12 protein-coding genes are annotated in these 13,533 nt (G+C 59.4%); 10 read left to right on the top strand and 2 right to left on the bottom strand.

Features of this window, described 5'->3' with window-relative positions:
* Positions 1 to 207 precede the first annotated feature (207 nt).
* Together JKL46_RS18810 and JKL46_RS18805 are read left to right on the top strand one after the other, a co-directional pair.
* Positions 208 to 1,233 carry an NADP-dependent oxidoreductase gene (locus JKL46_RS18810; protein WP_201835831.1) on the top strand — a complete coding sequence of 342 codons (1,026 nt, stop codon included), beginning with the start codon at positions 208 to 210 and terminating at the stop codon, positions 1,231 to 1,233.
* Between the two features lie 135 nt (positions 1,234 to 1,368).
* Entirely contained in the window at positions 1,369 to 2,703 is a 1,335-nt protein-coding gene (locus JKL46_RS18805) for an LLM class flavin-dependent oxidoreductase (RefSeq protein ID WP_201835815.1), read from the top strand.
* A 483-nt stretch (positions 2,704 to 3,186) separates the two neighbouring features.
* Here JKL46_RS18805 and JKL46_RS18800 read toward each other — a convergent pair whose 3' ends face one another.
* Positions 3,187 to 4,371 carry a cystathionine beta-lyase gene (locus JKL46_RS18800; protein ID WP_201835813.1) on the bottom strand — a complete coding sequence of 395 codons (1,185 nt, stop codon included), beginning with the start codon at positions 4,369 to 4,371 and terminating at the stop codon, positions 3,187 to 3,189.
* 718 nt (positions 4,372 to 5,089) lie between these two features.
* The gene (locus tag JKL46_RS18795) at positions 5,090 to 5,275 is read right to left on the bottom strand and encodes a hypothetical protein (protein ID WP_201835811.1); all 186 of its coding nucleotides are present in this window, start codon (positions 5,273 to 5,275) and stop codon (positions 5,090 to 5,092) included.
* A gap of 741 nt (positions 5,276 to 6,016) precedes the next feature.
* Here JKL46_RS18795 and JKL46_RS18790 point away from each other — a divergent pair.
* The 8 genes from JKL46_RS18790 to msuE all read left to right on the top strand — a co-directional run bounded on the left by JKL46_RS18790 (position 6,017) and on the right by msuE (position 13,511).
* Positions 6,017 to 7,354, top strand: a complete 1,338-nt coding sequence (locus JKL46_RS18790; protein WP_201835810.1) for an LLM class flavin-dependent oxidoreductase — start codon at positions 6,017 to 6,019, stop codon at positions 7,352 to 7,354.
* 41 nt (positions 7,355 to 7,395) lie between these two features.
* Positions 7,396 to 8,373: an ABC transporter substrate-binding protein gene (locus JKL46_RS18785; RefSeq protein ID WP_201835808.1), complete on the top strand. Its 978-nt coding sequence runs from the start codon at positions 7,396 to 7,398 to the stop codon at positions 8,371 to 8,373.
* A gap of 26 nt (positions 8,374 to 8,399) precedes the next feature.
* Complete coding sequence (locus JKL46_RS18780) at positions 8,400 to 9,296, top strand: ABC transporter permease subunit (protein WP_246529393.1); 897 nt, start codon at positions 8,400 to 8,402, stop codon at positions 9,294 to 9,296.
* Entirely contained in the window at positions 9,269 to 10,048 is a 780-nt protein-coding gene (locus JKL46_RS18775; RefSeq protein WP_201835806.1) for an ABC transporter ATP-binding protein, read from the top strand. The genes JKL46_RS18780 and JKL46_RS18775 overlap by 28 nt, the downstream gene beginning before the upstream one ends.
* 63 nt (positions 10,049 to 10,111) lie before the next feature.
* On the top strand, positions 10,112 to 11,701 hold the full coding sequence (locus JKL46_RS18770) for an FAD-dependent oxidoreductase (protein ID WP_201835804.1): 1,590 nt from the start codon (positions 10,112 to 10,114) through the stop codon (positions 11,699 to 11,701).
* Entirely contained in the window at positions 11,698 to 12,111 is a 414-nt protein-coding gene (locus tag JKL46_RS18765) for a 4Fe-4S dicluster domain-containing protein (RefSeq protein WP_201835802.1), read from the top strand. The genes JKL46_RS18770 and JKL46_RS18765 overlap by 4 nt, the downstream gene beginning before the upstream one ends.
* Positions 12,112 to 12,163: 52 nt before the next feature.
* Positions 12,164 to 12,859 (top strand): peroxiredoxin-like family protein, encoded by a 696-nt coding sequence (locus JKL46_RS18760; protein WP_201835800.1) that lies wholly within the window; start codon positions 12,164 to 12,166, stop codon positions 12,857 to 12,859.
* A 46-nt stretch (positions 12,860 to 12,905) separates the two neighbouring features.
* Positions 12,906 to 13,511: an FMN reductase gene (gene msuE, locus JKL46_RS18755; RefSeq protein ID WP_201835827.1), complete on the top strand. Its 606-nt coding sequence runs from the start codon at positions 12,906 to 12,908 to the stop codon at positions 13,509 to 13,511.
* The last annotated feature ends 22 nt before the right edge of the window (positions 13,512 to 13,533 follow it).

Here is a 13,533-nt window from a genome sequence, read left to right as displayed (position 1 = left end):
ATCGACCAACCCTGGACCATCATGTCCATTGGCTTACGGGACTGGGCTCATGCGTTCTGATCAATGGGACTTGGTATTACAGGATGGCGTACACAGGAACCGAGCAACTTGATAAACTGATTGGATTCCCTGCTCGGTGTGGGCGTATCTGGTGTGCCAAAACTCACATGGCAAGCGTGTTCCGGGACCAGCCATAGGGAGGCATTCATGACGGAGCCAACAAATCGACGGATCGTTCTAGCCGCGCGCCCGGAAGGCGAGCCGACGCCGGACCACTTCCGCCGTGAAAGCGCACCCCTTCCAGAGCCTGGCCCGGGTCAAATCCTGATTCAGATCCACTGGCTCTCACTGGACCCATACATGCGTGGCCGGATGAGCGCTGCCAAGTCTTACGCCAAACCGGTTGGGATCGGCGAGGTCATGGAGGGGGGTACTGTCGGAGAAGTAGTCGTCTCGAACCATCCTGTCTATGCTTCCGGAGACTTCGTATTGAGCCATTCGGGCTGGCAGGAATACGCGGTCGCAGATGGCGACAGCGTTCGCAAACTTGATCCCAACTTCGCGCCCGTGTCGACGGCTCTCGGTGTGCTCGGCATGCCGGGCATGACAGCCTACACCGGACTGCTTAACATCGGGCAGCCCAAGTCAGGCGAAACCGTCGTGGTTGCGGCTGCCGCCGGCCCGGTTGGTTCGCTTGTGGGCCAAATCGCCAAGATCAAGGGCTGCCACGTCGTTGGTCTCGCTGGAGGGCTTGAGAAGTGTGCCTATCTCCTGAACGAGCTCGGCTTCGATGCTGCCATTGACCATCGAGCCTCCGATATGCCCGAGAGGCTTGCCGAAGCCTGCCCCCGAGGGGTCGACGTCTATTTCGAGAATGTGGGCGGTGCGGTTTGGAATGCCGTTTTCCCGCTTCTCAATGACTTCGCACGCGTCCCAGTTTGTGGGCTTGTTGCTCACTACAACGACACCACACTTCCCCCTGGTCCTGATCGGACGCCGTTACTGATGCGGGCTGTGCTAAGCAAACGGCTGACATTGCGCGGCTTTATCGTCCGGGATTTTGCATCCCAAGCCGATGAATTCCGGCGCGAGGTCGGCACTTGGCTCGAGAGCGGACAGATCAAATATCGCGAGGATGTGGTTGAGGGTCTGGAGCATGCACCTGAGGCATTCATCGGCATGCTCAAAGGGCGTAACCTTGGCAAGACACTCGTGCGGATAGGGCAGAACTAGGAAAGGCCTGAAAACACACCGTCGCCATATCGCTTCCGGCAGTCGCTTGGTTCGCTGCCTAATGGCCTCGTGACGGAACCGGCAGTTTTCCCGTAGTCGCCCGGCAACATGGGCCCGTCTTCAAAGGATGAGTGAATGACCCGTCAGAAGAGATTGCATCTTGGCGCCTTCATGCGTCCAGCAAGTATCCACACCGGAGCTTGGCGCTTTCCGGGGGCCTATCCCGACGCGAACTTCAATCTTGCTCACCTCAGGCGCTTCGCGCAGACGCTGGAGCGCGGCAAGTTCGACGCATTCTTCATGGCTGATCACCTGGCCGTGCTGAACATGCCCGTCGAGGCCCTGAAGCGCAGCCACACCGTCACCTCCTTCGAGCCCTTCACGCTACTCTCTGCCCTCGCTGGAGCGACTGAACGCATTGGCCTCGTGGCGACCGCCTCGACCACGTTCGAGGAACCGTACCACGTCGCTCGGCGCTTTGCTTCGCTGGATCACATCAGCGGAGGGCGGGCCGGTTGGAACATCGTTACGACGTCAAATCCGGACGCGGCACAGAATTTCGGTCTTGAGGATCACATGGAACATGATGAGCGCTATGTCCGTGCGCGTGAGTTCTATGACGTCGTGACCGGATTGTGGGACAGCTTCGCCGATGACGCCTTCATCCGGAATATTGAGAGTGGCCTGTATTTCGATCCAGAGCGCCTTCATGTGCTCGGCCATAAGGGTCGTTACTTCTCGGTGCGTGGACCGCTCAACATTGCTCGCCCGGTGCAGGGATGGCCTGTAATCGTGCAGGCTGGGGCCTCAGAAGCCGGCCGTCAGTTCGCGGCTGAAACCGCAGAAGTCATCTTCGCCGCCACGCCCAATCTCGTCGCCGGCCGCGCCTTCTATGCGGATGTGAAGGGACGACTCGATCGGCTCGGCCGCCCGCGCGACCATCTCAAGATCTTACCCGGAGCCTTCGTCGTAGTGGGCGATAGCGTCGACGAGGCCCGCGCGAAGCGGGCAAAGCTCGATAGCCTTGTGCACTATGACAGCGCAATCGCCTCGCTCTCTATTGCCCTCGGGCACGACGCGTCGGGCTTCGACCCGGATGGGCCACTGCCTGACATCCCCGAAACCAATGCCAGTCGCAGCGCGCGCGAGCGGGTCATTGAGCTTGCGCAACGCGAGAACCTGACCGTGCGTCAGCTCGCTCAGCGTCTTGGCGGCTATTCCGGTCTGGCGTTTGTTGGCACACCAGGAACGATCGTGGATGAGATGGAAGAATGGCTGGCAACTGATGCAAGCGACGGTTTCAACGTGATGTTCCCATTCTTGCCCGCGGGCCTTGACGACTTTGTCGACAAAGTCGTGCCAGAGCTTCAACGCCGCGGCATATTCAGACGCGATTACGAGGGGAGCACGTTGCGCGACCATCTAGGTCTGCCGCGGCCCGAGAACCGATTTTTTCCATGCCAGCTCTAGGTGGCATGTCGCACTGATTGGTGCGCGCAGCAGCATAGCGTGGATCACAGGATCTGGGAGATTCCCGAATAATACTGGATACGTCGGCACAGCTGTCGGCGTTCCGCCTCTGACAGTGTGCTCGGGGACTCACTGTGAAACGAGGCCTTGCTCGCATTCGGCTGCTGCAGGGCCAACGCGGCCCTTCTCCGGGGTGGACCTCCGACTACCCGACCAGCAAATCGAGAGCATTCCTGACGATAAGGGCAGTCATCGATCCATCGGTGATCGAAGAGTCGATTATCACTGTATCTACTGAAACATCGACGGACAGTGTGCCGCCTGCCACTGGTTTACTGGCAGCAAACTGGATGGGCGAGCGCCGAGAGCAAGAAGGCGTCGAAGCGACTTCGCCGAAGGAACATGGCACCAGCGCCTCGAAACGAGGTGCAGTGTTCAAAGTCGGTCGTCTATGAGAGCCGAAGCAAACCCATTCCGAGATTTTTAGCCCGCCGCGTCGAAACCCCTCGCAAGATCGGCCTTGAGGTCGTCAACATCCTCAAGGCCAATTTGAAGACGGATGATTGGTCCTTCTTTCGGCGCACGCAGGATGCGGCGATCCTCCAGGTCGACTCGAAGGGCCAAACTCTGGAACCCACCCCACGAGTAACCGAGCCCGAACAGCGAGAGACCGTCCAAGAAGGCCTGCGCCTTGGCTTTGAAGTCCTGATGCGGCGCAACCGCAAGAACGAAGGAGAATACGCCGCCCGCTCCTTTGAAATCACGCTTCCAGATGGCGAATCCAGGAAAGCTTGGCAGAGCCGGGTGTAAAACACGGGCGACATCGTCGCGTGCCTCCAGCCATTCTGCGATCGCCAGGGCGCTTGCCTGATGACGCTCAAGACGCACACCCATCGTCCGCAGGCCGCGGAGAACTTGATAGGCATCGTCCGGAGCGCCGCACATCCCAAGCGCGCCATTCGCATGTCCCAAGCGCCTCCAGTGTGTGGCATTGGCCGAAGCTGTGCCCAACAAAATGTCGGCATGACCTGCGGGGTACTTCGTTGATGCCTGGATCGACACATCCACGCCGAAATCGAGCGGCCGGAAGTTCAGCGGCGTCGCCCAGGTGTTGTCCATGGTCACTACGGCATCATGCCTATGAGCGGCCGCCACGATTGCCGGAATGTCCTGCATTTCGAATGTGTTCGATCCCGGTGCCTCAGTATGCACCAGTCTAGTATTCGGCTTGAAAAGCGCCTCAATCCCGGCATCGAGTGAGGGGTCGTAGTAGTCGACATCGATGCCGAAGCGGGGCAGCACCGAATCGCAGAAGTGGCGGACATTGCCGTAAACTGAGTCGACAATCAGCGCATGGTCTCCGGCGGAGAGATACGCCAGGAACGTAACCGTAACCGCAGCGAGGCCAGAGGGAAGAAGAATCGTGCCTGCTGCTCCCTCAAGCTCATTGATTGCATCACACAGAGCATCGGTTGTTGGGGTGCCGCGTGTCCCATATGTGTACTTCTGCCCGTGTGTTTCCATCGTGCGAGCATCAGGAAACAGGACGGTGGAGGCACGGACGGTTGGGGGGTTGATGAAGCCGTGGTAATCGAACGGGCTGTATCCGGCACGAGTAAGCCGCGTATTCGGACCGACCCCCGTCAAGGGATTGTCTCTTTCGTTCATCAGTTTTGCCTTAACCGGTTTATGTTGCGAATTGAGCGGATCGATGCTGCATTACCGCGTTGGCCAGCGAGATGGTGCCCTAGGAAGGAGAGATTGTCCTGGGCTAAATTGATCTCACCATCATAGCGGTAGGTCGACAAGCCAAAGACGCCGGCTCAAATTGCTTGGGCGCAGTCCAAGCCCCATTTCGCCCTCACGTCCTGGTCCTCAGTTTGATTCAGAATGCGGACGGTCGACGAACATTCGAGTAGACCCGAGCAGACGTTCCAGGCGTGCGCCCACTAGCCAATCAGTCGCTCTTCGAATTCTCATCGCAACTATTAAGCGCGATCATCCGATAATCTGAGAAGCAGCCCCACAAAGAACGCCTATGAATAGCAGAAATAGAAGGAACCATCGAGGACATGATTGAATTTCTGGCTCGCAATCCACTTACTATAAGTCTCCGTGTGCGCCCCGGTGCTAGCTAGCCAATGCATGTGCCTCGCCCGCTTTGACATTAAGATTGCTCAAGCCGGACACCTTAAGGCGTTGCGGTTTGTCATAGAAATCTTTCGCTTCGGCTGGCAATGCCCTGAATCGCCGAATCCCGCCTCGACTGCCCGAACATCACGAGAGTACCTGCGCTGGGGCCTGCACACGGAATGCCGCCTGCGCATGCACAGTCACGATCGCGATGGCTAGAACCAACAGGGCCTTGATGGTCGTGGGGGGCTACTCAATGGCGACGTTTGGCAAATTTCGCGCGCGCAGCCCGGCTGGCATCAGCGATAGAGGGAAAGATCGCCAGATCGAGCGACTTGAATGCCAGACCGGCGGCGAAGAAGCGGAAGCCACCCTCAGTCGCAACGACGATACCAGCCGTAACGTTCCCAACTTCGATAACATGCGTGGAATGTGACATGACGTGAATCTCCTGCTGCCAGCCTGAGACTGGCAGCGATGCGAGTTTTCATGGAAGGAGGTCGGAAGGTACTTTTAGCGACGACACCAATCGCTGCCGCCGCGGACCCAACGTGCCGGGCGTTGCAGGATGAAGTTCAGCAAGGGAATGACCATGACCGCGATCCTCACATGGATCACGATGCGTATTGGCATCGTGACGCTTTAGCGTTTGTTGTCGCGGCGCAAGCTGTGCACTTCAAATCACCGCGGCTGTTCGAGCATGTAGCTGTTCGAACCGCGCAGATATGTTGCTTTCCCCCTCTCAAGCTGTCAATGGAAATGTTCTTTTAAAAGATCGTCATGAGCAGGGGAATCAATCTGCCGCGAAGCCAGAGCGCGTAAGAAAACTGCTCTTGCAAGAAATTCTAACCAAAAATGTTTGTCGAGGTAGATAAATAATTTCTCAATTCGGGTATCAGCGGTTCGTACGCAGCTCATATGGAACGCGTTTGACTTAATCTGCCTCATTAAATGTGTTCGGAGGTCAATATCTGCTCTGCGAAATCGACAGTTTTCCCTTGGGGAAACCAAATTCTCCAGTTCTTGGCCTATTCTGGCAATTATATACTCCTTCGACCGCAAATTTTAGAACATCGGTTTGTTGCATTCTGGTTCGTTTTAGCGAACGATCTTACCGTTCTCTGCGGGTCGAAGCCAACGCCCTGCATCAGATGACTCATTCCTTACCAGGAGCGCATTCATGCCGGCAGATCGTCAACTTAAGTTGGGCTTCATGCTGCACGGGGTCGGCACGGGATGGGGGGACTGGAGACATCCGGACGCGCAGCCAAATGCGAGCACCAATTCCGCCTACTATAAGACGCAAGCCACGATCGCCGAGAAGGCGAAGTTCGACTTCCTGTTCGTTGCCGACAGCGTGTTCATCACGGCAAAATCAAGCCCACATTACCTGAACAGGTTCGAACCGCTGACAATTCTGTCAGCGCTGGCCGGTGCTACGACCCACATCGGTCTCGTCGCGACGGTGACCGTCAGTTATAGCGAGCCCTACAACATCGCCCGGCAGTTCGCATCACTCGACCATATCAGCGGTGGCAGAGCGGGTTGGAATGTTGTGACGTCCTGGCTTGAGGGCAGCGCATCCAATTTCAGCAAAGCCTCGCATTTGACACACGACACCCGCTATCGCCTTGCCGCTGAATATCTCGACGTCGTGCAGGGCTTGTGGGACTCATGGGAAGACGATGCTTTGGTCCATGACAAGGCCAGCGGTGTGTTTCTTGATCCGGCAAAGCTCCACGAACTCAACCACAGGGGAGAGTTCTTCCAGGTCAAAGGTCCCCTGAACATCGCCCGCTCGCGCCAAGGTCAGCCAGTCATCTTTCAGGCCGGAGCATCGGAGGATGGCAAGAACTTCGCCGCAAGCCGCGCCGATGCGATCTTCGCCGGGCAGGAAACCCTCGCGGAAGCGCAAGCCTATTATCGCGATGTCAAACGCCGCGCGTCCGGTTTCGGGCGCGATCCGGACCAGCTCTTCGTCCTTCCGGGCATAAGGCCGGTGATCGGCTCGACCGAGGAAGAGGCTGAACGCAAGTTCCAGGAGTTCACCGACCTAACCTCGATCGAAAACGCTCTGTCGTTACTCGGGCGGCCCTTCAACGACTACGACTTCTCGCAGCATAATCTCGATGGCGCGTTCCCTGACATCGCGGAGCATGGTGCGAACAGCAATCAAAGCCAGTCCAGCCGCATTGTGGCTCTCGCGCGGCAGGAAGGTCTCACCCTCCGGCAGGTCGCCCGACGGTTCGCGACGCCCAGAACTGACTTTATCGGAACCCCGGAGAAGGTTGCCGACGCATTTGAGAACTGGTTCACGAACCAGGCTGCTGATGGCTTTGTCTTCAACGTATCCCTGCCGAGGGAGTTGGAGGTTTTCGCCGATACGGTGGTGCCAATCCTGCAAAAGCGCGGCCTCTACCGAACCGAGTATGAAGCCGAAACGTTCCGCGGCAACTTGGGCATTCAGGTGCCGAACAATCGATACGCTGCCGTGCCTGCGCGCGTCGCCGCCGAGTGACGCATCCCCGTTCTAGCCAACTGGCTAAGGAGGCCATTTTCATGACAACATTCTCTCGCCGTGCCTTTGGACTGGCTGTCGGCGGTCTCGTTGCGGCATCGACGTTCGGCCCTGTCACGAGGGCCTCAGCCACTGAGGATCTCAGCAAGGTGGTCTTGCGTGTCGGTGACCAAACGGGTGCGACGCGGGCCAAACTCGAGGCTGCCGGCCTTCTCAAGGATGTCCCTTACCAGATCCAATGGTCAGTGTATCCGGCCGCGGTTAATCTTCATGAGGCTCTGAAGGCCGACGCGGCCGATATCGGTTCGGCGGCCGACTCGCCGACGGTGAGTGCGATTGCCGGGGGATCGAAAATCAAGGTGGTCGCCAACTTTTCGAACGGCGGCCTTGGGTCCTCGCTGATCGTGCCGGCTGGAAGTTCGATCAAGTCAATCGGCGATCTGAAGGGAAAGACAATCTCACCCACGACGCGCGGAAGCGTCGCGCATTACCTCGTGCTTGGGGTTCTCAAAAAGGCTGGCCTCACGCCATCCGACGTGAAACTTGCGTTTTTAACCCCGACTGACGCGAGCGCCGCCTTTCAGGCCGGAAGTATCGACGCCTGGGGAACGTGGGGCGTCTACCTCGCTCGAACCGTCGGGACGCTGAAGGCGACGGAATTGATCGATGGGGTGGGCATCAATACTGGAAATGGCATCCTTAGCGCAACCGATAGCGCCCTTGCCGATCCACGCAAAGTCGCGGCAATTGCGGATTTCGCTGATCGCGTCGAGCGCGGCTATCAATGGTCTCGTGAGAACAAGAGTGCCTATATCGACTTTTATGCCAAGTTCACCAAGCAGGACAAGGATACGGTCGAGAGCCTTTATCCGTCCGAGGCTGCTTATCAGCGCACACCCGTCGACGACGCTCTAGCCGCATCCCTTCAGACTGTCTTTGAGACTTGGAAGGAGGCCGGCGTTCTAACCGGGTCGTTGAAGCTGAACGAATATATCTATCGTGGTCTTCCGACCGATTGACCCACGGACCGGGAGGCAGCGTTCAAATGACCGATGACATAGCCGTCATAAACACCGCATTTGGCCAGGTCGCGGCGTCGAACACAGGAGCGATTGGAACGAGTGCCCGACGCCAGGGTATCCTGCGAGAGCGTATCAAACCGGTTTCGGCCTCCACGAAGGGCGTGCCGCGATGGCTGCGGCGCGCTTCCGGCCCGGTTCTGGTGGTTCTCGTGTGGCACCTGGCATCGGTCACCGGCCTTCTGCCCAAGGAGGTCCTGGCCGGACCCGCCACAGTCGTCTCCAGCGCGGCCAACCTCATTGCCACCGGTGAATTGCAGCAAGCCATGTGGGTTTCGCTCATGCGGGCCCTCGTCGGCCTCGCAATTGGCGGCTCGGTCGGCGTGACGCTGGCCCTTTGCGCCGGCCTGTTTCGGCTCGGCGAGGATTTGATCGATGCGACGATGCAGATGCTGCGAACCGTGCCGAACGTCGCACTGATCCCTTTGCTGATCATCTGGTTCGGCATCGGCGAGGCGCCCAAGATTGCTTTGATTGCCCTTGGCACCGCCTTTCCGCTCTATCTCAATGTCTACGCCGGCATCCGGAACGTGGATTCCACGTTGATCGAGGCGGGACGCACGCTCGGTTTATCGCGAGCCGCCCTGATCTGGCATGTGATCCTTCCCGGGGCATTGCCGAACGCCCTCGTCGGCCTGCGATATTCCCTGGGCATCGCATGGCTGGCCCTGGTCTTTGGCGAGCAGATCAATGCGACAGCCGGCATCGGCTATCTCATGGCCAACGCGCGCGAATTCTTCCAAACCGACGTCATCGTGGTGTGCCTCGTCGTTTATGCGCTTCTTGGGCTCGCTGTCGATTTTACAGTCAGGACACTTGAAAAGGTTCTTCTCTCATGGCGACCGGCGTTCAATGGAACTTGATCACGCCCGAGCAGGCGCGCGAGCACCAGGTCCAGCAACGGCAGGTGCGAGGAGCGCAAGCCGTCCGGGTCCGGGGTCTCACGCGTCGATTTGGCGAGCGCGAGGTGCTCAAAGACCTCGACCTCGATATTGCACCGGGAGAATTCGTCGCCCTCCTCGGGGCGAGCGGCTGCGGCAAGAGCACGTTGCTTCGTATTCTGGCGAACCTCGATCGCGAGATTTCCGGTACGGTCGATGTCGCAGCGCGGCGGGCGGTGGCGTTCCAGGCGCCGCGGCTGATGCCGTGGAAGAAGGTATGGCACAATGTCGTCCTTGGCCTTCCCGGCCGACAGGATCGAACGAAAGCGATCGCGGCGCTTGAGGAAGTCGGCATCGGCCATCGTGCCGACGTCTGGCCAAAAGTGCTGTCAGGTGGAGAGGCGCAGCGCGCATCGCTTGCCCGTGCTCTGGTCCGGGAGCCTGATCTGCTGCTGCTCGACGAGCCCTTTGCGGCGTTGGACGCGCTCACACGCATCAAGGCGCAGTCACTCGTTGCCGAACTCTGGCAGCGACACCGCTGCGCTGTTCTTCTTGTGACCCACGATGTCGAGGAGGCGATTCTCCTGGCTGACCGCGTTCTCGTCATGAAGGACGGTGTTCTCGCCCACGAGGAGACAATCGCGATGTCGCGTCCACGCAACGTGGCCTCTGCGCAGTTCGGCCGCATCCGCGCCAATCTGCTTGGCTGGCTTGGCGTGCATCAGCCCCATTGAGCTCAAGAACCCGGCGGACAGCCTCAGCCGGGTCATCCCATGCGACGTTTGGAATCCTTGGTTATGACACACGGCAAACCGCCTATGCTTGCTTTGACGGCTGATGTGCTGGTGATCGGCGGCGGGCTGGCCGGCACTTGGGCCGCCTCCGCAGCGCGTCGTGCTGGAGCCTCGGTGATCCTTGTCGACAAGGGATACTGTGGCACAAGCGGCGTTACTGCAACCGCTGGGCCAGGGCACTGGTGGATTCCTCCCGATCCTGCCGAGCTTCGTGAGACCGCCATCAGAAACCGGCTGAAGGCGGGGCTCGGCCTCAATGACCCGCGTTGGATGGCGCGGACGCTCGATAAGACCTGGGAAGCCCTTCCGGGCCTCGCGGACTTCTATACCTTCTCGCGGGACCCGGATGGTGTCGTTCAGTACCGCGCACTCCGCGGTCCCGAATACATGCGAGCGCTCCGCAACCTTGTCGACAGCCTGGGCGTCACCATCCTCGACCACAGCCCGGCGCTCGAACTGCTTCAGCGCCCTGATGGATCCGTGGCCGGAGCCCGGGGCATCCGGCGTCAGACCGGTGAGGATTGGCAGGTGCACGCTGGAGCGGTCGTCCTTGCGACCGGAGGCACATCGTTCCTGTCACGCCTGCTAGGCTCGCACACGAACACCGGTGATGGCTACCTCATGGCTGCTGAAGCAGGGGCGGAACTCTCGGGCATGGAATTCACAACCTACTATACAGTCGCCCCAGTGCGATCGACCATGACCCGGTCGATGTCTTATGCGTTTGCGACCTACTACGATGAGAGCGGTGCGGTCATTGCGATGCCGCCAGGGCCCGACACGACACGGCCACTCGCCCGTGCCCTGTTGCGGGGACGCGTCTTCTGCGACCTGCATCGCACGCCGGAGGATATTCGGGCGCAGGTGCCGACGATCTCCCCCAACTTCCTCCTGCCGTTTAGGAGGTGGGGTATCGATCCTTACCGGGATCGGTTCGAGATTACCCTGCATGGCGAGGGGACAATCAGGGGGATTGGCGGTCTCAGAGTGACCACGGAAGACTGCCAGACTTCGGTGCCCGGGCTCTATGCGGCTGGCGATGCGGCAACCCGTGAACTGGTTGCCGGAGCCATATCCGGCGGCGGAAACATCAATTCGGCGTGGGCGGTTTCGTCCGGACATTGGGCTGGCGCCGGTGCGGCACGGTTTGCCCGGGCTAACGGACGGGCATCCATCGGGCGGGTGTTGGGCCAGGCCGGCCTTGAGCCCACGGCTTCGGAGCGCACTGTGGCACTGCAGGAGTGCGTTACGCTCATCCAGCGCGAAATGCTGTCGTACGACAAAAATATCTTTCGAGATGGTCTGCGGCTGAAGCAGTCCGTCGGCACGCTGGAATCCGTTTGGCGCGATGTCTCGGCTCACGCGCTGGGCGCGGGGGAGCATCGGATCCGGTCTCGGGAGGTGGCTGCGATGCTCGCCACAGCCCGCTGGTGTGCGGCTGCGGCACTGGCACGCGACGAGAGCCGCGGCATGCATCAGCGGGAGGACAGGCCCACGACCAATGCGGCATTCGATCACCGCATTCTAGTCGGCGGACTGGACACCGTCTGGACCAGAGCCGACCAAGGGCAAGCATTGGAGCTCGCGTCATGATTGAACTCATTGTCGCGGATCGATGCACAAGCTGCAATACATGCGTTACCGTCTGCCCGACCAACGTTCTTGAGGCGGTTCCGGACGCGCCACCACGCATTGCTCGACAGGAAGACTGCCAGACGTGCTTCATGTGCGAACTCTATTGCGAGCCGGATGCAATATACGTCGCTCCCGATTGTGAGGGGCCAACTCCTATTGATGAGGCGACAATCGTCGCCTCAGGCCTTCTCGGCGAATTCCGCCGTCATCATGGCTGGCATGAATGGGCTGGCGATCCTCGTTACGCCAACGAGCACTGGCGGATGGAAAGCGTATTCCAGCGTGCCAGGACTATAGCTGTGGGCCAGGGATCGGCTCAGGGCGGTCAAACCCCGAAAGCCGGCAGCGAGCGGTCCTCGTCGTCCTAAAGCTGCAGCCCTTCAATGCCTGCAAACACCTCATCGTGCCGTGGAGATTCATATGTCGCCTTCCAATGCTGATACCCTGAATGGACGTCTCGCAGCCCTTCATGCTGAGCGGGTTGCAACTTGGGCGCCTGAGGATCTTGCCATCAATGTCAATCAACGCAGTCTGCTCGCCAAGACGATCAACCGAGCGAACATTGTCAAACCTGGCGATCTTGTCGAACCATTCGAACTGCTTGACGTGGAAGGCGGCAGGCTCTCTCTCGATGATCTCGTTGCCTCGGGTCCGGTCGTTCTGATCTTCTTCCGCTTCGCAGGTTGCCCGGCGTGCAACATTGCCCTGCCCTACTATGAGCAGCGCCTCGCCCGCCCCCTCGCCGACCTCGGCGTTCGCCTCGTTGCTGTCAGCCCGCAGATTCCCGAGCGTCTCGTCGAGATCAAGAGAGTGCGGGGGCTGAGCTTTGATGTAGCCTCGGACCAGGATGCGAGCCTCGCGCGCCGCTTCAACATTCTCTACACCTTTGACGAAGCCTCTCAAAAGGCGGCACTCGCTAAAGGAAAGCCCATCGGAGACATCACTGGGACCGGGACATGGGAGCTGCCAATGCCTGCCGTGGTCGTGATCGACGAAGACCGGATCGTCCGATTTGCGGATGTGAGCCCTGATTGGCTCGAACGCACCGAAGCCGAGGCCATTGTTGATGCCGTCGCCCGTTTGGTTACGGACAGAAAGCTCGTGACACGGGGTTAAGGTGCAGGGCTTCCACCCGTCAAACCCTCAGCTGAAAAGGAATGCCATGAGCGCGATTCATATCGTTGGTTTTTCGGGGAATCTGCACCGCCCCTCCAAGACCAGGTCTCTCGTCGAGACCGTCGGTGTGGCGGTTGTGGCTGACCGTCCGTATCGCTTCGACCTGTTCGACGTCGTGGACGCCGCACCCGGCCTTGGCTCAGCCACGAGCCGACAGGAGCTATCGCTCCCCTTAAAGCGGGTGATCGATGCCATTGAACAGGCCGACGCCTTGATCATCGGTTCGCCTGTTTACAAAGGCGCCTATACAGGGCTCTTCAAGCATGTCTTCGACGTCGTTGACCCCTTGGCTCTTACGGGAAAGCCAGTCCTGATCACCGCAACTGGGGGCGGCCCGCGGCATGCCCTCGTGGTTGAGCATGTTCTCCGGCCTCTCTTCGGGTTCTTTTCGGCCCTGACGGTGCCGACTGCCGTCTACGCGAGCGATGCGGATTTTAAGGATGGAAGGCTTGTCGACAGCGCAATCCTGTCGCGGGTGAATGAGGCTGCGACACAACTTACCAAGCTGGTCGACGGTCACTCAGGACGCGTCAGCGTTGATCCGGAGCCGGTTCAACTTGCCCACCACGCTCGACGAGTGGCCCTTGGATAGGTCATCAAAAGCAGCAGAGAGT

Origin of the sequence: Microvirga zambiensis WSM3693 (genome assembly GCF_016735695.1) — a bacterium.
GTDB lineage: Bacteria > Pseudomonadota > Alphaproteobacteria > Rhizobiales > Beijerinckiaceae > Microvirga > Microvirga zambiensis.
Note: the sequence above shows the minus strand (reverse complement) of the source record. Positions and strands in the feature narration are given on the sequence as shown.